The following is a 25,825-nucleotide window of genomic DNA, read 5'->3' on the forward strand; positions in this document are numbered from 1 at the left end:
GGAACCGCCGCTCCCACCACGGCCACCCGGCGGGCAGGAGCGTCAGAGGGGGCGGGTGCCGACCGTGGTCAGGCGCTGGGTGGCGCGGGACAGCGCGACGTACAGCGTCCGGAAGCCGGTCGTCGCCTCCTCGCGGATGTCGGCCGGCTCGACGACCAGGACGCCGTCGTACTCCATGCCCTTCGCGTCCAGCGCGCCGACCGTCTGCAGGCGCTGCGGGTCCAGGCCGTCCACCCAGCCGGCGACCTCCGCGCGGCGCGCCGTCGCGGTGATCACGCCGACCGTGCCCTCGACCTGGTCGAGCAGGGTCTTCGCGGCCTCGCGCACCGCCGTTTCCAGGTCGTCGGTCACGATCTCGAGGGGCTCGATGCCGGAGGAGCGCACCGCCGTCGGCAGCTCGATGTCCGGCTGCGCCGCCCGGATCACCCGCGCGGCGACCGCGAAGATCTCGGCCGAGTTGCGGTAGTTGGTGGTGAGCGTGAACGCGGAGCGGCGGCGGGTGCCCACCGCGCTCTCCATCGCCCGCTCGGCCTCGGCGGCGTCGGCCCACGCGGCCTGCGCCGGGTCGCCCACGACCGTCCAGGTGGCGTGCGGGCCGCGGCGGCCGATCATCCGCCACTGCATCGGCGAGACGTCCTGCGACTCGTCGACGATGATGTGCGCGTAGTCGCGGTAGTCGTCCGGGCGCTCCACGGACTGGGCGCGCGCCGCCGCCATCCGGTCCGCGTAGGTGGTCACCTCGCGCACGCCCTCGGCGACCTGGAACGGGTCGCGGGGCGGGCGCTTGCGCGCCGGCGGGTCGCCGAGCAGCTCGTGCAGCTCGTCGAGCAGCGCCACGTCCTCGACCGACAGGCTGCCGGGCAGCGTCTCGGGGTCGAGGGAGGCGGCCAGGGTGGCGATCTCCCGGTTGCTCAGCGTGCCGCCCGCCCAGCGCGACAGCCGCTGCCGGTCTGCGAGCCAGCCGAGCACCTCGACCGGGCGCAGCACCGGCCACCACCCGCGCATGAACCGGATGAACTCCGGGCGCTCGGCGATGTCCGGGGCGAAATCCTCGCGCTTCTGCTGCCGGCCGGCCGGCAGCAGCTCGACGCTCTGCCGCCACAGCGCGTCGAGCACGTACCCGGCGGCCTTGGCCCGGGCGGCGTTGCGCTTCACGCCGAGGCCCAGCACGGTGCGGCGCAGCTCGTCGAGCGCGGGCCGGTCGAGGCTGAGCAGCTCCCCGCGGTACAAGATCCGGATCTTGTCGGGCGAACCGGGTGCCGGGCTGCGGGCGGCGCGCCCCAGCACCCGCTGCATGCGCAGCGAGCCCTTGACGGCGGCGACCTCCGGCGGCTCGTGCCGGGTCGCCTGGACGCCCTCGACCAGCTGGCCCAGGGAGCGCAGGGAGGCGGTGTCCTCACCGAGCGACGGCAGCACCCGCGAGACGTACCCGACGAACACGTCCGACGGCCCGACCACCAGCACCCCACCGGACTCGTACCGGTTGCGGTCGGCGTAGAGCAGGTATGCGGCGCGGTGCAGCGCGACGGCGGTCTTGCCGGTGCCCGGCCCGCCCCGCACGATCGTGATTCCGGACGCGGGGGAGCGGATCGCGTCGTCCTGCTCGCGCTGGATGGTGGCGACGATGTCCTTCATGCCCCGGCCGGTGGCCCGGGACAGGTTGGCCAGCAGCGCCCCGTCGCCGACGACGACCATCGACGGGGGCGCGCCCGCCGGGTCGAGCAGGTCGTCCTCGATGCCGACGACCTTCTCGCCGGTGCTGCGGATGCTGCGCCGGCGCACCACGCCCATCCGGTCGGCGGGTGTGGCCCGGTAGAACGGCGCCGCGGCGGGCGCCCGCCAGTCGACGACCAGCGACTCGTACTCCTCGTCGCGCAGCCCCAGCCGCCCGATGTAGCGCGCCTCGCCGTCCGGCACCGCGGGCTCGACGGCGGCGGCGTCCGCGCCGGACACCCCGTCGGGGCCGAGGTCGAGGCGGCCGAACACCAGCCCGTCGTGCTCGCTCTCCAGCGCGCGCCGTCGCCGTGCCGCGTGGTACACCATCGCGTCGCGCTCGACGAGGGCGCCGAAGTTGCCGACCCGGGCCAGGCTGTACCCGGCCTTCTCCACCTCGGCGGCGGAGATACGCAACTGGTCCAGCCGCACGTACACCCGGTCCAGATATGCCTGCTCGGCGGCGATCTCCAAGTCGCGAACCGCGTCGCTCAACGCTTTACTCCTGCCGCCCGGCGAAAAACAACCCCGAAATCCTACTCGCGCGTCAGCGCCCGGTCCGGGTCGACCGCCGGATGGGGGCAGGGGCCTTCCTACGGCGTTGCCGCGGGCTCGCTGTCTGCTTTGTCCGCTTTGCCGGCTTCGACACGCAGTGCCCGAGCCTCGGCGGCCGCCCGTCGGCGCACGTAGATGGTGGTGGCCAGGCCGGCGACGGCGGCGAGGACGAGGGCCACCCAGGAGAAGTCCTTCAGCCACTTCTCGGCGACCCGGCCCAGCGAGTAGATGGCGAACACGGTGCCGAACGACCAGGTTAGCCCGCCGAGGGCGTTGGCGATGAGGAACTTGCCGTACGGCACCCGCAGCGCACCCGCGAGCGGGCCGGCGAGGATACGCAGCAGGGCGATGAACCGGCCGAAGAAGACCGCCCAGACGCCCCAGCGTTGGAACGCCCGCTCGGCCTTGGCCAGGTGCGCGGGCCCGAAGTGCTTCGGGAACCGCCGGCCGAACCGCTCCAGCAGGGCCCGGCCGCCGCGGTGGCCGATGAGATACCCGACGCTGTCCCCGAGGATCGCGCCGACCGACGCGGCCCCCGCGACCACCCACGGGTTCACCGAGGTGGTGACGGAAAGCAGGGAGGCGGTGACGAGCGTGATCTCGCCGGGCAGCGGCACGCCCATGCTCTCGACCCCGATCACGGTGCCGACCAGCAGATACACCCAGATCGGGGAGAGTGTGCCCATCCACGCCTCGATGTGATGCACCGCGGCTCCCCTCCCCAGAGACTTCCGGTCGGTGCTCAGCGTCTCATACGTTGCTGAGCGTGAGCTGGACGGTTTACGACACCAACACGTACAGCGTGTCGCTGCTCGCCGGCTGGCAGTAGTGATCCGTTGCCCTCGCCACCGACCTGGGCCTGCTGCATCGGGTGGCCCAGCTCACCCTTGGGGCAGCTCGAGGGCGTCGACGCCGTCGCCGCCTGCCTGGCGGCCGGGATGCACTACCCGGACATCACCGGCGAACCGGCCGTAGTCGAGGATATGTGAGGATATGTTCGGCCACGACGGGGTGACCCGCGCCGCCGGCGTGACGATGATCACCCGGTGCCGGCTTCGACACCCTCGCCGCGCTGCATCGCGGGCCCGGCGTGCACTACCCCGCCGGCCGCGGGCGGCGCTGACTTCGTACGCACGCCGGACGGCGTGACACGCAGCATGGCCGCGTGACGCTCACCCCGTCGGCGTGGCGACGCCGTCGTCTGTCACAGCGGTGCGCGGCCGGCGGGGCCTCGGCGCGCGGCGGCGGTTGCGGGCGGCGCGCCGGATGACCGACACGATCGCGTCCGTGACCGCGTCGGGGCGCTCGATCGGCAGCATGTGCCCGGCCTCGTCACACACCTGGAGCTCGGCGTCGGGCAGCTCCCGGACGATCGTCTCGGAGCAGATCGGCGGCGTGAGCCGGTCCATCGACCCGACCAGCACCGCCACGGGCAGCCCGCGCATCGCGGCCAGGCTCTCCACGCGGTGATGCAGGTCGACCGATGGCCGGAAGCCACCGATCGCGCACAGCGGGGCGTTGCCGACCATGGACGCCGTCAGCGCGACCCAGCTGGTGTCCACCCGGTGGCCGAACACGAGCCATCGCACACCGGGGGAGAGCAGTGGCATCAGGCGTCGGTGCGGCCGCCACGCGCCGGAGCGGGCCAGCAGCCCGGCGCCCTGGACCTCGAGGATCCGCATCACCCGGGCCAGGCGGGGGCTGAGCCCGTAACTGGTGCGCGAGGAGCCCTCGGCGGAGGTGGATACGAGCACGACCCCGACGACGCGGCGCGCGAAGTCGGCCGTGTAGCGGTGGGCGTACTCCATGATCGCCATCCCGCCGAGCGAGTGCCCGGCCAGGACGATGGGGCCGTGCGGGACGAGTTGCTCGATCACCTCGGCGAGGTCGTCGCCGAGCTGTTCGAGGGTGGCGTCGGCGCCGCGGATGGCCGACGAGCGGCCGTGGCCGCGCAGGTCGAAGGCGAGCAGCCGGATGGGAGCGCCGAGCCGGGCGGGCAGGTCGGCGATCTGCTGCTGCCAGAGGCGGTTGTCGAGCGTCCAGCCGTGCAGGAGGACCACCGTGACGGGGCGCCGGCCGGGGGCGGCCTGCGCGGCGGGGTGGAGCACGCTGTACAGGCGGGCGCCGTCCTTGAGCCTCACGGTCGGAGAGACGACGGTACCCATGAACCATTGTTACCCGGAAGTACCTGGAATTACCCCGGGCATTTTGAGGAGTAATCCGGGAGTACTACCAGGAGTACTCCTGGCGAAACGCCGGACGCCGCCGGGTGACCCCGGCGGCGTCCGCACAGCGAGAGGCTCAGGCAGCCTCGAACACGCCCGCCTCGACGAGACGCTTCTCGGCCGCGTCCCAGCCGTCCTGCGGGGTGGCGGCGGAGAGCGCCTGCAGCTCCGCGCGGATCTTCGTGGCGTGACCGGCCCCGGCCAGCTGCCGGATCTCCTCGATGAACGCGTCCGAGGTGGTGCTGAGGTGCACGGTCTTGCCGTTGGTCAGGTTGCGCACGTAGACGTGCTTGCCCTTGTTGAGCGGGATCAGGTACTTGAACTCGCCCAGCACACTGAGGGCGCCGGATGCACCGGCCTGACCTGCGCGGACTGAGGCCCGCGCGGTCTTTGAGGTGTTGCTCGCCACGGCGGGAACTCCTTGTCGAGGCTGCGTACGGAAGACAAGGAACTGTAACACCCGGTCGCACCACCCGGAAAAAGCGAGTTACCTGATGGAAGCTCCGATCGTTGGACAATTCGTACGACCGGTGTGAGCGATTCTCTGGCGCACCGGGGACAACATCGTCATCATTGGTCGCAACAGTCACCGCCGACGCGACGGCATGACCCGCGGGGCACGAGGTCGTAGGGGAAGACGCACCTCGGTCTCCAGGAGGTCTTACGTGCCCACGCGTGGCGTCATATACGTTCACTCGACCCCGCTCGCCGTGTCCTCGCACGTCGAGTGGGCGATCGCACGCGTCCTCGGGACACCGGTGCGACTCGAGTGGTCGGTGCAGCCCGTCGAGCCCTCGGCCCGCCGGGCTCAGTGCTCGTGGACCGGCGCGACCGGCACGGGCGGTGAGCTCGCGGCCGCGCTCCGGCAGTGGCCGATGATCCGCTTCGAGGTCACCGAGGAGCCGAGCCCGGGCGTCGACGGGGAGCGGTTCATGCACGTGCCCGGCCGGGGCCTGTTCCGCGGCTCGACCAGCGCCAACGGCGACATCGTGCTGTCCGAGGACCGGCTGCGGGCCCTCGTGGCCGGCGCCCGCGGCTACGAGACGTTCGCCCACACCCTGGAGAAGGCGCTCGGCGCTCCCTGGGACGCGGAGCTCGAGCCGTACCGCCACGCCGGCGACGGCGTTCCGCTGACCCTGCTCACCCGGGTCGGATAGCCGGCCGAGAACAGCTTTGCGCGCTTATGGTTGAGTTACGGGATGTCTGCCCTCCGCCGCCTCCTGCCGCCCCTGACGGCGCTCGCCCTGTCGCTGAGCGCCTGCACCGACGGCGGGGCCGGCGCCGCCGACCCGAGCTCCAGCGGACCCGTGTCCGACCTGGTGCCGAGCGGCGACCCGGCGGCGCAGGCCGCGGAGGTCGCCGGCCGCCTGTCCGATGAGGAGCTCGTCGGACAGCTGCTGATGCCCTACGCGTACGGCAACGCGGCCGACAAGGTGTCCTCCGGCTCGGTGTCGGCCAACCGCAACTACGCGGGCGCCACGACCCCGGCGGAGATCGTCAAGAAGTACCACCTGGGCGGCATCATCCTCGTTTCCTCCAGCGCCGACGACCCGACCGCCAGCACCAACATGACCACCAATGTCGAGTCCCCGGCCCAGATCGCGAAGCTGACCGCCGGCCTGCAGCAGGCGGCACTGAGCCTGCCCGCGCGCCTGCCGCTGCTGATCGGCACCGACCAGGAATACGGCCAGGTGACCCGCATCCGCGACGGCATGGTCCAGCTGCCGTCCGCGCTCGCGTTCGGCGCGGCCGGGGACCCGGCCGTGACGGAGGCCGCGTGGCGGGCGGCCGGCGCCGAACTCGCCGCGATCGGCGTCAACGTCGACTTCGCCCCGGACGCCGACGTGCTCGGCACCCAGCCGGGCGGCGTGATCGGCTCCCGCGCGTACGGCAACGACCCGGCGAAGGTCTCCGTCCAGGTCGCCGCGGCCGTGCGTGGACTGCAGTCAGCCGGGGTCGCCGCGACGGCCAAGCACTTCCCCGGCCACGGCCACACCACCGTCAACAGCCACAGCAGCCTGCCCGTGCTCGGCCAGAGCCTCGACGCGCTGCAGTCCGGCGACCTGCCCCCGTTCCTCGCCGCGCGCGACGCCGGCGTCGGCCTGATCATGTCCGGCCACCTCGATGTCAAGGCGGTCGACCCGGGCGTACCGGCCTCGTTCTCCAGCAAGGTGCTCGTCGACCTGCTGCGCACGAAGCTCGGGTACACCGGGGTCGTCGTCACCGACGCCCTGAACATGACGCCGGCCGAGGCGTGGCCGCCGGGGGAGGCCGCGGTCCGCGCGATCCTCGCCGGCAACGACGTGCTGCTCATGCCGCCCAACCTGACCGCGGCGTACAAGGGCCTGCTCGACGCCGTGCGCTCCGGGCGGATCACCAAGGAGCGGCTGATCGAGTCGGCGACCCGGATCCTGACGCTGAAGCTGCGGCTGGCCGCGGTACCGCGGCCGTCGATGAGCGTCGTGGACGGCGACGCCGGCAGGTCGGCCGCCCGGAACGCCGCCGCCGCCGCGATCACCGTCCTGCGCGGCCCGTGCTCCGGTGCCCTGGTCACCGGCCCGATCCGGGTCACCTCCGCGGGCTCCGAAACCGCCCGGGGCGTCCTGGAGGAGTCGCTGCGCCAGGCGGGCGCCGAGGTGGTGACCCAGGGCGGCGCGGAGGTGCGGCTCGTCGGCTACGGCCGCGGCTCGGCCGACCTGTCACCGTCGTCGGCGGTCACCGTGGCGCTGGACACCCCGTATGTGCTCGGCTCCGCCAAGGGCACCCTGGTCGCGACCTACTCCGGGTCGCGCGCCTCGATGTCCGCGCTCGCCGACGTGCTGATGGGCAAGGCGAAGGCGCCCGGCCGCACGCCGGTCCCGGTCCCGGGCCTGCCCGCCTCGGCCTGCGCCTGAGCCGCGACCGTGATGGCCGTGCGCGCTGAACACGGCGATGAACGCGAAGCCGTACCCGATGAGCAGCGGAGCGCTACCGGGCGCTGAGCGCGAGGCTGTCCAGGCGGCGGCCGGTGGTGGCGTCGACGATGGCCGTGGTCACGGCGGCCTTGGTCGCTTTCGACGGGGCGGCCACGCTCAGCGCCTTGGCCAGCTCGCGGAGCTGGGCGACCGTCAGCTTGAGATCGTTGAGATACTGCGCGGCGGCCTGCCGGTTGCCGAGCTCGGCCAGCATCGCCTCGATCTCGCTCGCCGGGCGGGACAGCGCGGCGGGTGCGGCCTTCGCCGGGCGGGCCGCGCGGGCCGGGCGGCCGCCCTTCGGCACCAGCTCCAGCTTCGCGGCGCCGGAGGCCAGGTCGGCCAGCTGGTCGGCGGGGAGGGTCTTCACGAACGCGGCCACGCGCAGGAGCACCTCGTGGGCGAGGTCGGCCGGGTCGGTCATCGGGGCTTCTCCCTCAGGTTCGCGTGCGTGCCAGGAACTCGCTGGTGAGCTGCTGCAACTCGTATCGTAGGTTCTCGATCGCGGCGCTGCCCGGCGGTGCCAGTACCGCCGGCACGGAGCGGTTGCCGGCCTCGGTGACCGCGCTCTTGTTGTCGCGGATGGTCTGGGAGAACACCGGCATCTCGATGCGCGTGGTCTCCTCGAACGAGCTGCGCTGGCTGGCCAGGGGGCCCGACGGGGTGTATTGCACCATCGTGTAGACGACGCCGGCGATCTCCGGGTTGATCGGGCGCTCCGCCACCGAATTGTAGTCCTCCACCAGCTGCGACAGCCGGTTGCGCAGCAGGTCGATGCCCAGGGTCGACAGGTAGTCGGGGCGGGCGGGGACGACCACGTGGTCGCTGGCGACCAGGGCGGTGCGGGTCACCAGGTTGAAGTTCGGCGGGCAGTCGATCAGCACAACGTCGTAGGCGTCGAACGGCTGCTCGGCCAGGGCGTCGGCGAGCAGGCGGTACACCTGCAGGTACCGCGGGCTGCTGCGCTGGAACCGGGCGCCGCCGAGGCCCGCGGCCAGATCGAGGTCGGCGTCGACCAGACCCAGGTGCGAGGCGATCAGGTGCAGGTGACCGCCCAGCGGCTGCACGACCGCGTTGACCGTGTGCGGGGCCAGCACGTACCGGAACAGCGACTCCGGGGTGCGGGTCGCGACGAACGCCTCGAACCAGGACCGGATTGTCGGCTGCTCGGTGAAGTCGGCCGGCCGGTAGAACGAGTACGTGAGGCTGGCCTGCGGGTCCAGGTCGATGAGCAGCACCTTGCGGCCGCGGGCGGCGAGCTCGGCGCCGAGGTTCGCGGTCACGGTGGTCTTCCCGACGCCGCCCTTGTAGTTGATCACGGAGACGACGCTCATCGGTGCAGCATGACATTCATCCCGGCCACTTGTCGCCGAGACGCTCCCCGCCGGGGCGAATTTCTTTCGGTCATGACTGTAAATTTCTTCGGGTCGTTGTCCATAGGAGGAGCATTGCTGACACTGCCGAGCTGGGACGACGCCCGCGTCGTCGTCGAGCCGCCCGCCGGCGGGCCGGGGAGCTGGGCCGGCGCGCCGAGCGCGCTGCGCGTCGGTGACGAGGTGTATTTGGCGTACCGGCTGCGCCGGCCGGTCGACGAGGGGCGCGGCTACGCCAACGTGGTGGCCCGCTCCCGCGACGGCGTCGCGTTCACCACGGTCGCCGTGGTGGACCGGGACCGCTTCGGTGGCGCGTCGCTGGAGCGGCCGGCGCTCGCGGTCACCCCGGAGGGCCGGTGGCGGCTGTACGTCAGCGTCGCCACCCCCGGCACGAAGCACTGGCGGGTCGACCTGCTGGAGGCCGGCGATCCCGGAGAGCTCGGCGAGGCGCCGGCGCGGACCGTGCTGCCCGGCGACGCGACGGCGGGCGTCAAGGACCCGGTCCTGCACTTCGACGGCCGCCGCTGGCACCTGTGGGCGTCGGTGCACCCGCTGGAGTCGGACGAGCACGCCGACCGGATGAGCACCTGGTATGCCGTCAGCCCCGACGGCGTGGACTGGACCTGGCGCGGCGTGGCCCTGGCACCGCGCCCGGGCGCGTGGGACGCCCGCGGCGTGCGGGTCAGCGCGGTCGTGCCGGTCGACGGCGGCCTGGCCTCCGCCTACGACGGGCGAGCCACCGCCGCGGAGAACTGGGAGGAGCGCACCGGCACCGCGACCGCGCCGCTCCTGGCCGACGGCACGTTCGGCCCGATGACGGCCTCGGACGCGCCGCCCGCGCAATCCCCGCACGCGCCGCACGGCCTGCGCTACCTGACCGCCGTGCCGGGCCGCATCTACTACGAGGGCACCCGCGAGGACGGCGCCCACGAGCTCCGAACGGAGGTCACAGCCTAGGCGCGGTGGTGGCGGCCCTTCGGGCGGTCGCGGCCGGAGCGCTCGTCCAGCAGGGCCGCGGTGCGCTGCAGGACCTCGTCCCACATGGACGGCGGGGCGCCGCCGGCGATCATCGCGGTCAGGTCCTCGGCCAGACGGTCGAGCATGGACAGCTCGACCGTCGGGTCCGGGTCGGGCTCGACGATCGTGCGCTGGCGCGGGATGCGGTCCGTCACGTCACCCGGTGACTCCAGCGGGAGCGTGTCGCCGCTGCTGACGATGTCGAGGTACCGGATGGTGCGGGTCAGCGCGACGAACAGCAGCCGGTGCCCGCGCGGGTCCTCGGCGACGATCTCCTCGGGCTCGACCACGATCACCGCGTCGAACTCGAGGCCCTTCGCCTCCTGCGGCGAGACCAGGTTGAGGGTGCGGTCCAGCTCGCCCTGGTCGGCGCGGCCCCACGGCAGGTCGTTGGCGTGCAGGGCGAACTCGAGCTCGGCCCGGCACGCGGCGGGGCAGACGATGCCGACGAAGCGGTGCGCCTCCAGGTGGTCGCGGGCGATCTGAGCGGCCCGCCCGGCCCGCTCCCCGGGCTCGACGACGTGGATGCCGGGACCGGCCGGGCCGTCGCGCACGACCCGGATCGGCTCGGCGCCGGGGGCGGCGATCGGCAGCAGCTTGGCGGCGAGCTCGTACACCTGCCGCGGCACCCGATAACCGAACCGCAGCCGCTCCACGACCCGCGGGAGCGTCTGCGGCAGGTGGTCGGTGACCTCTTCCCAGCGGTCGCGGGCCCACGCACCGGTGGACTGGGCCAGGTCGCCGACGACGGTGAGGGAACCGTTGGCCGAGCGGCGGGCGATGGCGCGCAGCTGCATCGGCGAGAGGTCCTGAGCCTCGTCGACGACGATGTGGCGGTATCGCCCGGGAGTCCCGTTGAGCAGGTCGTCGACCTCGTCGAGCAGCGGCCCGTCGGCGTCGCCCCAGACCTGCTCGGAGAGGCGGTCGGCGCCCCGCCGGTACAGCAGCGCCACCTCCTCGTCGGTGAGCTCGCCGGCGGCCGCGGCGGCCAGCCGGGCCCTCGAGCCGAACAGGCCGCGCAGGAACGCCGCGGCGCTCTGCAGCGGCCACAGCCGCTCGAGGAGGTGCTCCACCGGGGGGAGCCGTTCGGCGTCGACCGGGCCGCCGCGCTCGCGCACCAGCTCGGCGAGGCGGGCGCGCAGCCGCTGGCGGCGCAGCGCGTAGGGGCCGCCGGACTGCTGGGCGCCGGCCACCTCGGCGGCGACCTCGGCGCCGGTCAGGGTGAGGAAGCGGCCGTCGAAGAGCATCCGCTCGGCGGCCTCGGGCGCGCCGATGCGGGCCTCGAGGGCGCGGGCGAGCAGCCCGGCCATCCGGGCCTCGCCCTTGAGCCGGCGGGTGGCCGGGTCCTCCTGCCGGCCGCGCTGCACCGGCGGACCGAGCGCGTCGATGTCGACCTGCTCGACGTCGGCGTCGCCGAGGCTCGGCAGCACGGTGCGGATGTAGCGGGTAAACGCCGGGTGCGGGCCGACGACGAGCACGTCGCGGGGGCGCAGCCGCTCGCTGTGGTTGAACAGCAGCCACGACACCCGGTGCAGGGCGACCGCGGTCTTGCCGGTGCCGGGGCCGCCCTCGATGACCAGCAGCTGCTCGAGCGGGGCGCGGATGAGCCGGTGCTGGGCGGCCTGGATGGTGGCGACGATGTCGCGCATGGCGCCGGTGCGCTCGCGGTCGAGCTCGCCGAGCAGGGCCGCGTCGGGGCCGTCGAGGGCCTCGATCGCCTCGGCGAGCCGCTCGAACAGCAGATCCTCGAAGTCGACGATCCGGTTGCCGTCGCAGTTGTACGTGCGCTTGCGGGTCAGGCCGCGCGGGTCCTCGGCGGAGGCCTGGTAGTACAGCTCGCCGATCGGGGTCTTCCAGTTGACCACGAGGACCTGGCGCTGGTCGTCGAGGATCGTCTCCCGGCCGATGTAGAAGCGCTCCTCGCCGGCCTGGTCGACCTCGTCGGCCTTGTCGACACGGCCGAACGCGACCTCCTGCTCCGGCGGGGCGAGGGACTCGCGGCGGCCGCGGCGGAACCCCGACAGCCAGCGGCCGGTCCCGGTGTTGGCGGCGACGTCAGGGTTCTCGCCCAACTCGGCGCGCAGCCGCTCTCGGTGTTTGCGGGCGAGGTCGAAGTAGTGCTGCTCGGCGGCGATCTCGGCTGCCTTGGACTCCACGGCTCTCCCTATTCGCACGCTGCGTGGGGCCAACGCTACCTTGCGCCAGGAAGGGTGGTCGATCCCCTCACGGCCGAATCACCCTCGGACAACAGGCGGGTGGCGAGGCCCCGGATAGCGGCTCACCCGCGGTCGGACCGACGGTCGCCAGGATGACATTTCCCCTGCTCCTGCTGTCGTTGCTCGGGGGCGGCGAACGTCACCCCGGCGCGGGCGAGCGGCACCGACGCCATCCAGGTGTCGGACGGCGGGGGCCGATGCGGTGCTGGGTGGCGCCGGCTGCTCGACGCCCCGAACGGCCCTGCGCGAGACGCCGAAGCCGGCGAGGGTACGGCCGCCTGTCCCTCGCGGCCCGATGAGCGCGAGCCGACCACGCACGCACCCTGAGCGAAGCGCAACCAAGAGTGCCCGCGAAGCGGGCATGGGGGGCTCCGGGGTGGGAACCCCCGGCAGCGTCCGCGCGGAGCGCGCGCCAGGCTAGGAACAGCCCATGAAAAGCTGTAGGTGTGACAGCGGCGGACTTCGACCAGTTCCCGGAGCTCCTGGCGGGCTCCAAGGGCTCGGAGCCCCCTGCGGCGCCGGGCTCGCTGGAGGCGAGCGTGCGCTCGATCGAGCGGGCCGCCGGCGCCCTGGCCACGGCCAGCGTCGCCCGCATGGACGAGACGCTGCCCTGGTTCCGCGAGCTGCCGGCCGACCAGCGCGCCTGGGTCATGCTGGTCGCCCAGGCGGGCGTGCGCTCGCTGGTGGAGTGGCTGCGCAACCGCGAGAAGGGCGGCCCGGCGCCGCCGGACAACTCCGACGAGTTCTTCGACGCCGCGCCGCGCGCGCTGGCCCGCTCGATCAACCTCGCCCAGACGGTACAGCTGATCCGGGTCACCATCGAGGTCGTCGAGGAACAGCTGCCGCACCTGGCCGCGCCCGGGCAGGAGAGCGGCATGCGGGAGGCGGTGCTGTACTACAGCCGGGAGGTCGCCTTCGGCGCCGCGCGGGTGTACGCCCGGGCGGCCGAGACCCGCGGTGCCTGGGACGCCCGGCTGCAGGCTCTGCTGGTCGACGCGCTGCTGCGCGGCGACTCCTCCGACGAGCTGGCCAGCCGGGCGGCGGCGCTGGGCTGGGCCGACGCCCCGCCGGTCGCGGTGGCGGTGGGCCGTTCGCCGGGCGGGGAGGCCGCGGCGGTGCTGCACACGGTGTACCGCGCGGCCCGGCGCATCGGCGTGGAGATCCTCGGCGGCGTGCACGGCGACCGCCTGGTGGTGGTCCTGGGCGGGGCGGCGGACCCGATGGCCGCCACCGAGCGGCTGCTGGTCGGCTTCGGCGACGGCCCGGTCGTGGTCGGGCCGGCGGTACCGTCGCTGGACGAGGCGACCGAGTCCGCCCGCGCGGCCCTGGCCGGCTACCGGGCGGCGCCCGCCTGGCCGGCCGCGCCCCGCCCGGTCGCCGCCGCCGATCTGCTGCCCGAGCGGGCCCTCGCGGGCGACGCCGACGCGCGGCGGATCCTGCGGCACGAGGTCTACGGGGCGCTGGTGCGGGCCGGTGGGGAGCTGCTGGAGACGCTCGACGCGTTCTTCGCGGGCGGCGGGGTGCTGGAGAGCGCGGCCCGGGGGCTGTTCGTGCATCCGAACACGGTGCGGTACCGGCTGCGGCGCATCGGTGAGGTGACCGGATTCACGCCGCTGGTGCCGCGGGACGCGTTCGCACTGCGGATCGCGCTCACGATCGGCAGGCTGGATCCGTTCGCGCCGTCCCCCGCACCGATCCCGCCGCACTGATTTTCATTTCCGGGCGCTGTCCCATCATTTGCCCGTATTCTGCTTGCGCCACACTGGGTGACCTGGATCGCATCGCAGGTGAACAAGAGACTGCAGCGGGTAACAGCGTGGATCTGTTGGCGCAACACCACGCGATCGTTTGTAGGCTTCCTACAAACGAGGTGGTTCACTTTGGTGTGTAGCGCTACCCGCGCGACTCTTGAGAATCCGGAAAAGTCATAGACGTGCTCGCTGTACTCGCTCCAGGCCAAGGCTCTCAGAAGCCCGGTTTCCTGACCCCGTGGCTCGCGCTGCCCGGTGCCGAAGCGCGTCTGCGCTGGTGGTCGGCCTTGTCCGGGGTCGATCTCGTGCACCTGGGCACGGAGGCCGACGCCGAGGAGATCAAGGACACCGCGAAGACTCAGCCGCTGCTCGTGGCGGCCGCGCTGCTGACCGCCGAGCGGCTGCCGATGCACGACGCCGCCGTCGTCGCCGGTCACAGCGTCGGAGAGCTGGCCGCGTCGGCCCTCGCCGGCGTGCTCAGCGCCGAGGCCGCGGTCACCCTCGCCGGGGTGCGGGGCCGCGAGATGGCCGCCGCCTGCGCGCTCGAGCCGACCGGCATGAGCGCCATGCTCGGCGGCGACCCCGACGAGGTGCTCGCCGCGATCGACGGCGCGGGGCTCTACCCGGCCAACCGCAACGGCGCCGGCCAGACCGTCGCCGCCGGGGCGCTGACCGGCCTCGAGAAGCTCGCCACCGCGCCGCCGGCCCGGACCCGGATCGTCACGCTGCAGGTGGCTGGGGCGTTCCACACGCCGTACATGGCCCCCGCCGAGCAGGCGCTGGGGCGGGTCGCGGCCGGCATCACCGCCGGGACACCGAGCAAGATCGTGCTGTCCAACCTGGACGGCACCGCGGTCGATCACGGCCCCACCTTGCTGCTGCGCCTGGTGCGCCAGGTCACCGCCCCGGTGCGCTGGGACCTGTGCATGCAGACCCTCGCCGACCTCGGCGTCACCGCGATCGTCGAGCTGGCCCCGGCCGGCACGCTGGCCGGGCTGGCCAAGCGGACGCTCAAGGGCATCGAGATCGTCACCGTCAACACCCCGGACGACCTGCCCGCGGCGCGCGACGCGATCGCGCGGCACGGCACCGCGCCCACCCATGAGCCGCACCCGGAGTTCAGCGTCGTGGTGGCCGGCACCGCCGGCACGTTCAGCCCCGTCGCGGACCTCACCGAGGGCGCCGACATCCACAACGGCCAGGTCATCGGGGCCGTCGAGACCCGGCAGGGCCCGGTCGAGGTCGCCGCGCACCGCGCCGGCGTGCTCACCGAGTGGCTCGCCCACCACGACGACCCGGTCGCCCCGGGCCAGCCGCTCGCCCGCATTGGAGGCCAGCTATGACCCAGGCTGCAGGATCGAGGATCCTCGCGTTCGGCCACTACCAGCCGTCCCAGGTGGTTACCAACGACGACCTGTCCAAGGTCATCGAAACCAACGACGAGTGGATCCGCGACCGGGTCGGCATCGCCCAGCGGCGCGTCGCCGGCAGCGAGTCGGTGGCCGACATGGCGATCGCAGCGGCGGGCAAGGCGCTCGCGGCCTCCGGGCTCACCGCGGCCGACATCGACACCGTCATCGTGGCCACGTGCAGCTCGGTCGACCGGTGCCCCAACGTTGCCACCCGGGTCGCGGCCAGGCTCGGCATCAACGCCCCGGCCGCCTACGACCTCAACACCGCCTGTTCCGGCTTCTGCTACGCGCTGGCCGGCGCCGACCACGCGATCCGCGCCGGCGCGGCACGCAACGCTCTGGTGATCGGCGCCGAGAAGCTCTCCGACCTCATCGACTGGACCGACCGCACCACCGCCGTGCTCTTCGGCGACGGCGCGGGCGCGGCCGTGGTGACCGCGGTCGCCGAGGGTGAGCGGCCCGGCGTCGGCCCGGTCGTGTGGGGCTCCGCCCCCGAGCGGGGCGACGTGCTCAAGATCGAGGGCTGGCGGCCGTACATCAAGCAGGAGGGCCAGGCGGTGTTCCGCTGGGCCACGACCGCCATCGCCCCATACGCCCAGGCCGCCCTCGACCGGGCCGGAGTGCAGGGCAAGGACATCGCCGCGTTCGTTGCCCACCAGGCCAACACCCGTATCATCGACGGGATCGTCAAGCGCCTCGACCTGCCCAACGCGATCATCCTCAAGGACCTCGTCGAGTCGGGCAACACGTCGGCGGCTAGCATCCCGCTGGCCCTGTCCAAGGCCATCGAGCGGCGCGAGGTCCCCTCCGGCGCACCGGTGCTGCTCTTCGGCTTCGGCGGCGGCCTGACATACGCGGGCCAAGTCATCCACTGCCCGTAGCGGTCTGTTCATCTTCATCGACGAGCGCGTCAACCCTAGGAAGGAAAGCTCTATGTCCACCCGTGAAGAGATCGCCGAAGGTCTCGCCGAGATCCTCGAAGAGGTCGCCGGAGTCAACCCCGCCGACGTCGCCGAGGAGAAGTCGTTCACCGACGACCTGGACGTCGACTCGCTGTCCATGGTCGAGGTCGTCGTGGCGGCCGAGGAGAAGTTCGGCGTGAAGATCCCGGATGACGAGGTGCCCAACCTCAAGACCGTCGGCGACGCCGTCTCGTACATCGAGAAGTCGCAGGCCTGAAATCCGCCGCCGGGGTCCTGGGCAGGGCACGGTCACCCCGGGAACCTGCCCAGGGCCCCGTCGTTAGGTCCGCTGTAAGGAGTGTTGTGCAGTGAGTGTTGAGGTCGTCGTCACCGGTATGGGGGCCACCACCCCGCTCGGCAGGGATGTCCCGTCGACCTGGGACGCCATGCTCGCCGGCAAGTCGGGGGTGTCGCCGCTGGTCCAGGACTGGGCCGCGCAGCTCACCGTGCGGATCGCCGCACAGCTCGCCGTCGAGCCCACCGAGCAGATCGACCGGGTGCAGGCCCGCCGGCTGGACCGCAGCGAGATGACCGCGATCCTGGCCGCCCGCGAGGCCTGGGCCGACGCCGGCTCGCCGGAGGTGGACAAGGACCGGCTCGCCGTCAGCGTGGGTACCGGCATCGGCGGAGCACAGACCCTGCTCAACCAGGACGACATCCTGGAGGCCAGCGGACCGCGCAAGGTCTCACCGCACACCGTGCCGATGCTCATGCCCAACGGGCCCGCCGCCTGGGTCGGCCTGGAGCTGGGCGCGCGCGCCGGCGTGCACTGCGTCGCGAGCGCGTGCGCCACCGGTGCCGAGGCGATCGCGCACGGCCTCGACCTGATCCGGCTCGGCCGCGCCGACGTCGTCGTCGCCGGCGGCACCGAGGCCGTGATCCACCCGCTGCCCATCGCCGGCTTCGCCTCGATGCGCGCCATGTCGGTGCGCAACGACGAGCCGGAGCGCGCCTCCCGCCCGTGGGACAAGGGCCGCGACGGCTTCGTCCTCGGCGAGGGCGCCGGCGTCATCGTCCTGGAGCGGGCCGAGCACGCCCGGGCCCGCGGCGCGCGCATCTACGCCCGTCTCGCCGGTGCCGGTCTCAGCTCCGACGGCTACGACATCGTCCAGCCGCACCCCGACGGCGACGGCGCGGTGCGGGCCATCGCGTTCGCGCTGCGCGACGCGGACATCGCGAAGGCCGACGTGGTGCACGTCAACGCCCACGCCACCTCCACTCCGGTCGGCGACCTGGCCGAGATCAAGGCCCTGCACCGGGCGCTCGGCGACCACCCCGTGATCACCTCGACCAAGTCGATGACCGGGCACCTGCTCGGCGCGGCCGGCGCGGTGGAGTCGATCGCGACGATCCTCGCCGTCTACCACGGCGTGGTGCCGCCGACCATCAACCTCGACGAGCCGGACGACGAGCTCGACCTGGACGTGGCCGCGCACAAGGCGCGCCACCTCGACATCCCGGCGGCGCTCAACAACTCCTTCGGGTTCGGCGGGCACAACGCGGCACTGGTCTTCGCCCGCGCCTGAAGCACCGCACCGCCTGGAGCCACCGGGACGTCGACCTGCGCACCCTCTTCGATCGCGGGCACGCTGCGCCTGCTCGCACCGCGCGACGACCCGGGCATGCCCGGCGCGCGCGGAGAGATCGACGGCACGCCCGTCGTCGCGTTCGCCAGCGACGCCACCCGAATTGGCGGCGCTGGGCGACGAGGGCTGCCGCCGGTTCGTCGACGCGATCGACACCGCCGTGCGGGAGCGGGTGCCGGTCATCGGCCTGTGGCACTCCGGCGGCGCCCGCATCGCCGAGGGCGTCGGGCAGGTCTTCGCGGCCATGGTCCGCGCGTCGGGCCGCGTGCCGCAGATCTCTGTCGTGCTCGGCCCGGCCGCCGGCGGCGCCGTCGCCGCTGCGGCCCTGCGATGGGCTCCTTGCACATCATGCAAGGTACTATGCAGAGTGTGCAAGCTAGGTCTCGGCTGCTTCCGCTGCTGCGCTCGCCGCTGCTGGGCGAGCTGCTGGCGTGGCTCTATCTGCACCCGGAGATGAGCTGCTCGGTGACCGAGCTGGCCCGCCAGTTCGGGGTATCCCAGTCGACCGTCAGCCGGGAGGCCGACCAGCTTGCCCAGGCCGGCCTCGTGCACGAGGAGCGGAGGGGAAACCTGCGCCTGGTGCGAGCGGACCTCACCAACCCCCTCGCTCGCCCGCTCACCGAGCTGTTGACGTTGACCTACGGTCCGGCCGCCGTCCTGGCCGATCTGCTTCCATCCGTGGATGGGGTGGATGAGGCGTACATCTACGGTTCATGGGCGGCCCGTTATGCAGGCGAAGCCGGCCCTCCACCGCGTGACGTCGATGTGTTGGTGGTGGGCGACGCGGACGAGGACGACCTGGCGGACGCGGCCCGCTCCGCCGAACAGCGACTGGGCCGAGAGGTCAACATTCACCGCGTGTCCGCGGTAGCCTGGCGATCGGCCGGCGACGATCCCTTCCTGGCATCGGTGCGGTCACGCCCGTCGTACCCCATCGTGAAACCCGGAGACCGGTCGTGAGATGGCAGCAGGGCCGCGAGGCCTTGGACGGCATGATCGCGCGGGGCGAGTTGGAGCGCGTGCCAGCCAGTCGCGACCACGCCGACCTCTTGTTGTCCCAGGCGCGCCGGCATCTCGCCTCAGCGGGCGCCATCGCGGATTCCGACCCAGCTGGCGCCTATTAACTGCTGTACGACGCCGCGCGCAAGGCGCTCGCCGCAGTGCTGGAGAACCAGGGTGTGCGAGCTACGAGCCGAGGCGGGCACATCGCGGTACGTGACGCGGTGTCGGCTCAGCTCGACCCGCCGCTCGGTGCAGTGCTGCGCCCCTTCGATCGCCTCCGACGTCGCCGCAACCAGCTCGAGTACCCCGCCGCGGCAGCGCCCAGCATCAGCGCGGAAGAGGTCGAGCGCGATGTGCCCAAGGTCGAGCAGATCGTCGACGTCGCCGCCAGAGTGCTGGACCAAATGAGTCCACTGTGACCGTACAAGAGCTGGGCCGAGGCCGGGGCCGTGCGGGGCGTGCTGGCAAAATCGCGGCATGAGCGGTCCCGAGTTGGTCCTGGTCCTGCGCTATCGCAAGGCGGTGACGTACGGCTTCCACGTGCTGCTGGGCGCGCTGGAAGAACATGAGACCGCGACGCGGTACGAGGTCCGGTTCGGAGACACGCCGGAGTCGACTGCGGAGCACGTCCAGGCGGCACATGCATCGGGAGCGAAGGTCCTGGTCCTGTGGTCGTTCTACTCGCCCGACGCGGCCGCGCTGGCCGAGGAGCTTGCCGCCATCAAGCGGACCGCCCCGGGCGCGGTCCATGTGGCGGGCGGCGTCCACGCCACCGCGGAGCCGGTGCAGACCCTCGACGCGGGGTGGGACATCGCCGCCGTGGGCGAGGGCGAGAGCACCCTGCTCGCCCTGGTCGACAACGGGGGCGACCCGGCTGGGGTCACGGGGCTGGTCTACCGCGACGGCAGCGGCAACGTCGTGCGGACCGGCAAGGCGCACCGCGAGCCGCTGGGCCGATACCGGGCGTTCCCGCTGACGTACAAGCGGATGAACCCGATCGAGATCACCCGCGGCTGCGTGTACGCGTGCCGGTTCTGCCAGACGCCGTTCATGTTCTCCGCGCGGTTCCGGCATCGCAGCGTCGAGAACGTGCGGTGGCACGTCGACCGGATGCGCGAGTTCGGCAAGCGCGACGTGCGGTTCATCACGCCGACCTCGCTGTCCTACGGCGCCGACGACGAGGAGCCAAACCTGCCCGCCGTCGAGGAACTGCTGGCCTCCTGCAAGGAGGGCATCGGGCCGCACGGGCGGGTCTTCTTCGGCTCGTTTCCCAGCGAGATCCGGCCCGAGCACATGAGCGTCGAGGCGCTGCGCCTGGTGAAGAAGTACTGCGCCAACGACAACCTCATCGTCGGCGCCCAGTCCGGGTCGGAGCGGGTGCTGGAGGCGGCCAAGCGCGGCCACGACGTCGAGTCGGTGCGGCGCGCGGTGCGGCTGGGCGTTGCCGAGGGGTTCCGGATCAACGTTGACATGATCTTCGGGATGCCGGGGGAGGACCCGGCCGACGCGGAGGCCTCGCTGAAGCTGGCGCAGGAGCTCGCCGCGCTCGGGGCGCGCATCCACTCGCACGTGTTCATGCCGCTGCCGGGCACGCCGTGGCGGGACGCGCCGCCCGGTGACGTCGACCCGGAGACGATCCGGGCGGTGTCGCGGCTGGCGCAGCAGGGTGCGCTCTACGGGCACTGGCAGAAGCAGCGCGAGCACGCGGTACGGCTCGCGGCCGCCGCGGAGGCGCACCCACGGCCCGGGCGGAGCAGCACGTTGTTGCCGATCCGCCCGGCGTCCGAACAGGCGGGCACCCCGTAGCTCCGGGTCCGAGGCCCGTCTGACGGCCGCCACGGAAGCTCAGTCGAGCCAGACCACGATCCCGGTCCAGCCGGTGAGCACGGCGGCGGCGCCGGCGCGGATGGCGGCGGCGCAGCGCTCGGCGGTGAACGAGGCGGCGTCGTACGTCGAGGACATGCCCAGGCCCTCGCCGCGGAACGACGCGCCGGACCAGTCGACCGCGGTCACGTTGTGCGTGGGCTCGGCCAGCTCCGCGCCCACGACGAGGAACTGCTGCGACAGGTGGCTCGCGGTGACCACGGTGAGCGGGTCGATGAGGTCGTTGCCGGCGCTGACGACGAGGTCCGGCTTCAGGTCGATGGCCCGCACGATGCCGGCGACGAGGTCGTCGTGGTCGGCGACCACGGTGCGCAGGTCGACGCGCTCGGCGGCGGCCCAGTCCCGCACCGCCGTCATGAGGGCCCTGGTCGGGGCGTCGTCGCCCGCGGTCAGCAGCACCACGCGGTAGCCCTTCGACGGGTGCACCCCGTCCCAGGAGCCGGGCCGGGGCGTGATGGTCGACTCCGGGGACGGCGAGACGGACGGGTCGATGAACCCCGGGCCGAGGGTACCGACGGCGGCGGGCGCGGGGCGCGGCCGGGACCAGTCGTCCCCGCCGGAGCCGCAGCCGGTCACGAGCGCGGCGGCCAAAGCGAGTACGGCGGCGGCCCGAAGCGTGGGGGGCAAGGCGATCGTCCTCTCCGATCGTCGGGTCCAAGGTGACGGGATGCATCCTCCGGCCTGAGCCGGGCCCGGGGTACTGCTGCGGGAAGTTGTTCTTGAGCGGTTCGTCGGCGGGGCGGCTCGCGTTCATCCGTGGCGTGCAACGTGCTCTGGCCAACCGAAGGAGCAGCATGTCGCAACGCGTCCTCGTCACCGCCGCCGCGATCGTCGCGGCGGTGATCGCCGTGCTGAGCCCCGACACGGCGTTCGCGCACGGGTTCTCCTCCACGGTGTACGTCAACGTCACCGCCGACGAGCAGGGCCAGGTCCGGACGGCGCTGGAGCTCGAGTACGACCTCTTCGTGGTCTCCGCCGCCGACGCCGAGCACGAGGATCCGCTCTTCCGGGCGGGCAATGCCGCGTTCGAGGCGCAGGACACCGCCGGGCAGGCCGCGGCGCTCAACGCCCACGCGGATGCGGCCGTGCGGTACGTCACCGGGCGCTTCGCGGTCACCGCGGGCGGCCGGGCCTGCGCGCCGGCGCGGGTTGGCGACTTCACGATGGGCCGGCGGGAGGACGTGCCGTACGCGAGCCTGCTGCTCGACTGGTCGTGCCCGGGCGCCGGTGCGCACGAGGTGCGCACCGGGCTGTTCGCCGACGCCGAGGGCTACGTCAAGGGCGTCAAGACGATCGTCACGTACGACATCGACGGCCGCTCGGGCAGCGCCGCGCTGGACGCGGGGCACCCGTCGTTCTCGACCGGCCAGGCGTGGTACGAGCGGTTCTGGGAGTTCTTCCGGCTCGGCGCCGAGCACCTGCTGAGCGGCATCGACCACATCCTGTTCCTGCTCGCGCTGATCGCCGGGTCGCGGCGGCCGCGCGAGATCGTGCTGGCGGCCACGAGCTTCACCCTGGCGCACTCGGTGACGTTCATGCTTGCCGCGCTGGGCCTGGTCGACGTGCCCGCGCGGATCGTGGAGCCGGTCATCGCGCTGTCGATCGCCGTGGTGGCCGGCTGGCACCTGTGGCGGCTCCGGCGCCACGGCGAGCACTCGGCCGATCTGGGCGAAGACGGGCTGGACCGGTCGGGCTGGACCCGCCTCGGGGTCGTGTTCTGCTTCGGGCTCGTGCACGGCCTGGGCTTCGCGGGCGCGCTGGGCATCGACGAGGCGTGGTCGTGGACCCTGCTGTGGTCCCTGCTGGTGTTCAACGTCGGCATCGAGGTCGTGCAGCTGGGGATCATCGCCGTCGCCTTCCCGCTGCTGATCGTGCTGCGCCGCCGCTCGCCGCGGGCCGGCCTGTGGGCGACGGGCGTGATCGCCGCGGGGGTGTCCGTTATGGGGTTGATCTGGTTCGTCCAGCGGGTGTTCGGGCTGTAAGTCCCGCGGGCGTGCAACTGGCCGCAAGATCGCGTTCATGCCGGCGTCATGGGCCGGCGAGAGGTTGACCTCGCCTGTATCCGTATCCCCGTCGGACAAGGGAAGAAATTGATGAAGTTAGACACCCGTCGTGTGGCCGCAGGGGCCACCGCGGCGCTCGTGGGCCTGGCCGTGGCCCTCGGCAGTGGCGTGGGTTCCCCCGCCGCCGCCGCGGACCCGGCCGCGCTCACGGGCATCATCCTCGGCGTCGGCGCCAACGAGTCCCAGCGCATCGTGACCTGGTACTCCTCGGCCGACACCGCGCAGAAGGTCCAGCTCGCCCCGACCGCGTCGCTGGTGGGCGGTGAGTTCCCGGCGTCGGCGGCCACCTTCGCGGCCGTCGGCGCGGCGAACATCGCCACCAGTGGCGGTTACAACCGTCACGCGACGCTCACCGGCCTGCTGGAGCACACCGCGTACTCCTACCGGGTCGGTACCGAGGGCAACTGGTCGCCGGCCTATGCCTTCAAGACGCAGGACTACGAGGGCGACTACGACTTCCTGTTCTACGGCGACCCGCAGATCGGCTCGTCGGGCGACCTGGCCAAGGACCAGGCCGGCTGGCAGGACACCCTCGACGTCTCGCTCGCGGCCAACCCGAACGCCGAGCTGCTGGTGTCGGGCGGCGACCAGGTCGAGACGGCCAACACCGAGGCCCAGTGGACCGCGTTCCTCGCCCCCGACAAGCTGCGGCAGTACCCGTGGGCGGCGACGATCGGCAACCACGATGTCGGCGGCAAGGCCTACGAGCAGCACCTGTTCACCCCCAACACCGACCGTTCGGCCCCGCTGTACGCCAACGGGAACCCGGCGTCGAACACGTCGGGCGGCAACTACTGGTTCATCTACAAGGATGTGCTGTTCATCGACCTGAACAGCAACAGCTACGCCACGACCCAGGGCGGCGGCGGCGACGCGGCGCACATCGCGTACATCACCGACGTCATCAACCAGCACGGCGCCGAGGCCAAGTGGAAGGTGCTCGTCTTCCACCACGCGATCTACTCGCCGGCCTCCCACGCCAAGGACGGGGACGCCAAGGTGCGCCGGGTCGACTTCCCGACCGCCTTCTCCAACCTCGGCGTCGACCTCGTTCTGCAGGGCCACGACCACAGCTACTCCCGCAGCTACGAGATCAAGAACGGTGCGAAGGCGAACCCGGCCGAGCAGCCCGGGGCCGCCGACGTGTACCCCGGCCCGGGCGGCGTCATCTACGTGACGGCGAACTCGGCCTCGGGCTCGAAGTACTACGACATCACCGCGCCGGACAAGAGCGCCACGAGCGGCGCCGGCAACGGTGCCGACCCGCTCAACCCGAGCAGCTACTGGTACAACTCGGCCCAGAACCAGGAGCACGTCCGCTCCTACGTGAAGGTCCAGGTCCGCAACGACCGGCTCGTCGTGGAGAACGTCCGCAGCGGCACCTGCGCGGCGCCGAACCCGGCGGTCGAGCGCGGTCTCAGCTGCAGCAACACCCCGGCGGGCCAGCCGGTCGGCTCGATCGTCGACAAGGTGACGGTGCACCCGTACAACGCCGACGGCCAGCAGCTGCAGGTCAACGTGCCCAACGCCGCCCCCGGTGAGTTCGGCTGGACGATCGACGGCTACAACGGCCTGGTGGACCTGGGCACCGCCCAGGAGCGCAACGGCGACTACTTCGCCGCGACCGGCAACCTCAACCCGATCACCGTGTCGGACAGCCGCCGTTCGCAGGCCCCGTGGGCGATCTCGGCCAGCGTGAGCGACTTCCGGGATGCCGGCAAGACGTTCTCGGGCGCCTACCTCGGCTGGACGCCGCGGGTGCTCAACGCCGGCGCCGGTGTGAAGGCCAGCGCGGCGGTCCCGTCCCGGTACGACGACCAGGGCCAGGGCCTGTCCGTCTCGCGCGGGCTCGGCTGGGCCGACCAGGGTCACCCGCGGGGCAGCGCCCAGCTGGGGGCCGAGCTCGACCTGAAGATCCCGGCCAGCGTCGAGAAGGGCGACTACCGCGCCACGCTCACGATCACCGCGCTGAGCAGCTGACCGGATCCGTTCCATCCGGCGGGCAGGGCCTTCGGGCCCTCCCGCCGGTGTTCCACGTCCTGCCCAGTCCGCCCACCCCGGAGAACCCCAGATGCAGCACCGGAAGAACGTCGTTCGCATCGCCGTCGTGGCGTTGCTCGCCGCCTTCGCCCTCGCCGGCCCGGGCGCAGGTCCCGCGCTGGCCGCGGACGGCGATGTGGCCTGGACCGTCCGGACGGTCTCGAACAGCTACGGCGCCGACCGGTCGAGCTTCAGCCACGCCGTCAACCCCGGTGGACAGGTCAAGGACGCCATGGTCGTGGCCAACCGCGGCAAGGCCCCGGTCAACCTCACGGTGTACGCCGGCGACGGCTACACGACCGAGACGGGCCAGCTCGACCTGCTCACCAGGGACAAGAAGTCCGTCGGCATCGGCGCCTGGCTGCGCGCCGACGGCGACACCGTCGCGCTGCAGCCCGGGCAGAGCGCCGAGGTCCCCTTCACGATCAGCGTCCCGGGCAACGCCACGCCCGGCGACTACGCCGGCGGCATCGTCACCGCCCTGACCCAGCCCGACACCACGCGGGGCATCAACGTGGAGCGGCGCCTCGGCATCCGGGTCAAGCTGCGGGTGGGCGGCGACCTCAAGCCGGGCCTCGCGATCGAGGACCTGCGCGTGACGTACGACGGCGACGCGGTCGTCAGCTACACGATCCACAACACCGGCAACGCCATCCTCTCGGCCGACCAGGCGGTGTCGATCGCGGGCCCGTTCGGCTGGGCGCGCACCGACGCGGCCAAGATCGCGGCGCCGCCGGACCTGCTGCCCGGCGAGACGTGGAAGGTGACCGCGACGGTCAAGGGCGTGGCCCGCACGGGCCGGATCACCGTGACCACGACGCTCACGCCCCGGCTCGCCGACGCGTCCGGCTCGACCACCTCGCTCCCGGCGGTCCGGGCCGAGGCGCACGCCTGGGCCGTGCCGTGGATGTGGCTGCTGGTCGCCGTCGCGGTGATCGCGCTTGCCGTCGGCGCGTCGCTCCTGCTGCGCCGCGTCCGGGCCCGGGGCAAGGAGCGCGAGGACGCCCGGGTGCGGGAGGCCGTGGAGAAGGCGCTGCGCGAGGAGAAGGCCAGGACGAGCTGAGCCCCGCGGCAG

The 25,825-nt window shown here is 72.7% G+C and carries 22 protein-coding genes and 1 pseudogene; 15 read left to right on the plus strand and 8 right to left on the minus strand.

What is annotated here, in order from left to right; genetic code table 11:
- Nucleotides 1-42 precede the first annotated feature (42 nt).
- The 4 genes from ABT297_RS09930 to ABT297_RS09945 all read right to left on the minus strand — a co-directional run bounded on the left by ABT297_RS09930 (nucleotide 43) and on the right by ABT297_RS09945 (nucleotide 4,902).
- Nucleotides 43-2,208 (minus strand): HelD family protein, encoded by a 2,166-nt coding sequence (locus tag ABT297_RS09930; RefSeq protein ID WP_350546901.1) that lies wholly within the window; start codon nucleotides 2,206-2,208, stop codon nucleotides 43-45.
- Nucleotides 2,209-2,306: 98 nt separating this feature from the next.
- Nucleotides 2,307-2,975, minus strand: coding sequence for a DedA family protein (locus ABT297_RS09935; RefSeq protein WP_350546903.1), 669 nt, complete (start codon nucleotides 2,973-2,975; stop codon nucleotides 2,307-2,309).
- A 465-nt stretch (nucleotides 2,976-3,440) separates the two neighbouring features.
- On the minus strand, nucleotides 3,441-4,409 hold the full coding sequence (locus ABT297_RS09940) for an alpha/beta fold hydrolase (protein ID WP_350546906.1): 969 nt from the start codon (nucleotides 4,407-4,409) through the stop codon (nucleotides 3,441-3,443).
- Between the two features lie 160 nt (nucleotides 4,410-4,569).
- Complete coding sequence (locus tag ABT297_RS09945; protein ID WP_350546908.1) at nucleotides 4,570-4,902, minus strand: hypothetical protein; 333 nt, start codon at nucleotides 4,900-4,902, stop codon at nucleotides 4,570-4,572.
- A gap of 256 nt (nucleotides 4,903-5,158) precedes the next feature.
- Between ABT297_RS09945 and ABT297_RS09950 the strand changes: the two genes are divergently transcribed.
- Complete coding sequence (locus ABT297_RS09950) at nucleotides 5,159-5,650, plus strand: DUF3145 domain-containing protein (RefSeq protein ID WP_350546910.1); 492 nt, start codon at nucleotides 5,159-5,161, stop codon at nucleotides 5,648-5,650.
- Between the two features lie 42 nt (nucleotides 5,651-5,692).
- Nucleotides 5,693-7,387 carry a glycoside hydrolase family 3 protein gene (locus ABT297_RS09955; RefSeq protein WP_350546912.1) on the plus strand — a complete coding sequence of 565 codons (1,695 nt, stop codon included), beginning with the start codon at nucleotides 5,693-5,695 and terminating at the stop codon, nucleotides 7,385-7,387.
- Nucleotides 7,388-7,460: 73 nt separating this feature from the next.
- On the opposite strand, the gene ABT297_RS09960 is transcribed toward ABT297_RS09955, so the two are convergent.
- Nucleotides 7,461-7,868, minus strand: coding sequence for a hypothetical protein (locus tag ABT297_RS09960; RefSeq protein WP_350546914.1), 408 nt, complete (start codon nucleotides 7,866-7,868; stop codon nucleotides 7,461-7,463).
- A 13-nt stretch (nucleotides 7,869-7,881) separates the two neighbouring features.
- A complete protein-coding gene (locus ABT297_RS09965; protein WP_350546916.1) occupies nucleotides 7,882-8,778 on the minus strand; it encodes a ParA family protein in 897 nt (298 codons plus the stop codon).
- Nucleotides 8,779-8,892: 114 nt separating this feature from the next.
- Here ABT297_RS09965 and ABT297_RS09970 point away from each other — a divergent pair, with 114 nt between their 5' ends.
- Nucleotides 8,893-9,774 (plus strand): glycoside hydrolase family protein, encoded by an 882-nt coding sequence (locus ABT297_RS09970; RefSeq protein WP_350546918.1) that lies wholly within the window; start codon nucleotides 8,893-8,895, stop codon nucleotides 9,772-9,774.
- On the opposite strand, the gene ABT297_RS09975 is transcribed toward ABT297_RS09970, so the two are convergent.
- Nucleotides 9,771-11,990: a HelD family protein gene (locus ABT297_RS09975; protein ID WP_350546920.1), complete on the minus strand. Its 2,220-nt coding sequence runs from the start codon at nucleotides 11,988-11,990 to the stop codon at nucleotides 9,771-9,773. The genes ABT297_RS09970 and ABT297_RS09975 overlap by 4 nt on opposite strands.
- 542 nt (nucleotides 11,991-12,532) lie before the next feature.
- Here ABT297_RS09975 and ABT297_RS09980 point away from each other — a divergent pair.
- The 9 genes and pseudogenes from ABT297_RS09980 to ABT297_RS10020 all read left to right on the plus strand — a co-directional run bounded on the left by ABT297_RS09980 (nucleotide 12,533) and on the right by ABT297_RS10020 (nucleotide 20,569).
- Nucleotides 12,533-13,759, plus strand: a complete 1,227-nt coding sequence (locus tag ABT297_RS09980; protein WP_350547083.1) for a PucR family transcriptional regulator — start codon at nucleotides 12,533-12,535, stop codon at nucleotides 13,757-13,759.
- A 224-nt stretch (nucleotides 13,760-13,983) separates the two neighbouring features.
- The gene (locus ABT297_RS09985) at nucleotides 13,984-15,144 is read left to right on the plus strand and encodes an acyltransferase domain-containing protein (RefSeq protein WP_350546922.1); all 1,161 of its coding nucleotides are present in this window, start codon (nucleotides 13,984-13,986) and stop codon (nucleotides 15,142-15,144) included.
- Entirely contained in the window at nucleotides 15,141-16,094 is a 954-nt protein-coding gene (locus ABT297_RS09990; RefSeq protein WP_350546924.1) for a beta-ketoacyl-ACP synthase III, read from the plus strand. The genes ABT297_RS09985 and ABT297_RS09990 overlap by 4 nt, the downstream gene beginning before the upstream one ends.
- A gap of 52 nt (nucleotides 16,095-16,146) precedes the next feature.
- Entirely contained in the window at nucleotides 16,147-16,392 is a 246-nt protein-coding gene (locus ABT297_RS09995) for an acyl carrier protein (RefSeq protein ID WP_350546927.1), read from the plus strand.
- A gap of 91 nt (nucleotides 16,393-16,483) precedes the next feature.
- Entirely contained in the window at nucleotides 16,484-17,701 is a 1,218-nt protein-coding gene (gene fabF / locus ABT297_RS10000; RefSeq protein WP_350546929.1) for a beta-ketoacyl-ACP synthase II, read from the plus strand.
- A pseudogene (locus ABT297_RS10005) lies at nucleotides 17,698-18,089 on the plus strand (carboxyl transferase domain-containing protein); the annotation flags it as partial. The gene fabF and the pseudogene ABT297_RS10005, both read left to right, overlap by 4 nt.
- A 2-nt stretch (nucleotides 18,090-18,091) precedes the next feature.
- On the plus strand, nucleotides 18,092-18,721 hold the full coding sequence (locus ABT297_RS10010; RefSeq protein WP_502885544.1) for a MarR family transcriptional regulator: 630 nt from the start codon (nucleotides 18,092-18,094) through the stop codon (nucleotides 18,719-18,721).
- Nucleotides 18,722-18,984: 263 nt separating this feature from the next.
- Nucleotides 18,985-19,182: a hypothetical protein gene (locus ABT297_RS10015; RefSeq protein ID WP_350546931.1), complete on the plus strand. Its 198-nt coding sequence runs from the start codon at nucleotides 18,985-18,987 to the stop codon at nucleotides 19,180-19,182.
- Between the two features lie 58 nt (nucleotides 19,183-19,240).
- Nucleotides 19,241-20,569, plus strand: a complete 1,329-nt coding sequence (locus ABT297_RS10020) for a TIGR04013 family B12-binding domain/radical SAM domain-containing protein (RefSeq protein ID WP_350546933.1) — start codon at nucleotides 19,241-19,243, stop codon at nucleotides 20,567-20,569.
- Nucleotides 20,570-20,608: 39 nt separating this feature from the next.
- Here ABT297_RS10020 and ABT297_RS10025 read toward each other — a convergent pair whose 3' ends face one another.
- The gene (locus ABT297_RS10025) at nucleotides 20,609-21,274 is read right to left on the minus strand and encodes a type 1 periplasmic-binding domain-containing protein (RefSeq protein WP_350546935.1); all 666 of its coding nucleotides are present in this window, start codon (nucleotides 21,272-21,274) and stop codon (nucleotides 20,609-20,611) included.
- A 167-nt stretch (nucleotides 21,275-21,441) separates the two neighbouring features.
- Between ABT297_RS10025 and ABT297_RS10030 the strand changes: the two genes are divergently transcribed.
- The 3 genes from ABT297_RS10030 to ABT297_RS10040 all read left to right on the plus strand — a co-directional run bounded on the left by ABT297_RS10030 (nucleotide 21,442) and on the right by ABT297_RS10040 (nucleotide 25,813).
- Entirely contained in the window at nucleotides 21,442-22,629 is a 1,188-nt protein-coding gene (locus ABT297_RS10030; protein ID WP_350546937.1) for a HupE/UreJ family protein, read from the plus strand.
- A 111-nt stretch (nucleotides 22,630-22,740) separates the two neighbouring features.
- A complete protein-coding gene (locus tag ABT297_RS10035; protein WP_350546939.1) occupies nucleotides 22,741-24,690 on the plus strand; it encodes a purple acid phosphatase family protein in 1,950 nt (649 codons plus the stop codon).
- 91 nt (nucleotides 24,691-24,781) lie between these two features.
- The gene (locus ABT297_RS10040; RefSeq protein WP_350546941.1) at nucleotides 24,782-25,813 is read left to right on the plus strand and encodes a COG1470 family protein; all 1,032 of its coding nucleotides are present in this window, start codon (nucleotides 24,782-24,784) and stop codon (nucleotides 25,811-25,813) included.
- The last annotated feature ends 12 nt before the right edge of the window (nucleotides 25,814-25,825 follow it).

It is taken from the genome of Dactylosporangium sp. NPDC000555 (assembly GCF_040300025.1).
Classification (GTDB): Bacteria; Actinomycetota; Actinomycetes; order Mycobacteriales; family Micromonosporaceae; genus Dactylosporangium.